The organism is Natrinema soli (assembly GCF_028618695.1).
Genome location: NZ_JAQIVI010000445.1, coordinates 1 through 849, shown reverse-complemented (window position 1 = coordinate 849; position 849 = coordinate 1). Strand labels below are relative to the sequence as shown.

The following is an 849-nucleotide window of genomic DNA, read 5'->3' as shown; positions in this document are numbered from 1 at the left end:
CGACCGCCGACGACGAGACCGGCGGGACCCGGCGCTCGCGGGAGATGTCCGGCCTCCGGAAGCGCCGCGCGGACGACATGCTCGAGATGCGGTACGTGGTCGGCGTCGTCTTCGGCTCCTTCCTCCTGTTGCCGTTTCTGGCCGTCCTCTATCCGATGTTTCTGACCGACTTCACCGACTGGGGCGCAATCTCGCAGTTCGACGACGCCTTCACCGGCTTTAGCGGCCCGATGTATATGCCCCTGTTTCTGGTGATGACGGCCGCGATCCTCTACCTGACCGGCGGACCGCTCCTGCGGGGCGCGTACGTCAGTCTCAAACTCCGGCGGCCGACCACGGACCTGCTCGCGGCGCTGACGATCTGCAGCGCGTACGTCTACAGCGTCGTCGTCTCCGGACTCGGGCACAACGACCTCTACTTCGATCTGACGATCGTCGTCGCCTCGATCGTGATGGGCGCGACCTACTACGAGGCGACGGTCAAGCGCCGCGCGACGGACCGACTGACCGACCTCACCGTCTCGCAGGTCGACACGGCCCGGCTGTACGCGTCGGACGGCTCGACGACCGAAATTCCCGTCGCCGACCTCGAGTCCGGCGATCGGGTGCTCGTCCGCGAGGGGGAGCGGGTTCCCGTCGACGGACGGCTGGCCGAGGGCGAGTGCGCGGTCGACGAGGCCGTCGTCACCGGGGAGTCGCTCCCGGTGACGAAACGCGAGGGAGATCCGGTGGTCGGCGGCTCGGTCGTGACGACTGACGCGGCGGTCGTCGACGTCGGCGAGCGGACGACCAGCAGCATCGACCGGCTCACGCGGATCGTCTGGAACGTCCAGAGCGCGGATCACGGCG

General features: G+C 68.4%; 1 protein-coding gene. It reads left to right on the top strand.

Features of this window, described 5'->3' with window-relative positions:
• Positions 1–849, top strand: an 849-nt coding sequence (locus PGX04_RS23520) for a P-type ATPase actuator domain-containing protein (protein ID WP_465263841.1), incomplete at both ends; no start/stop codon positions are given.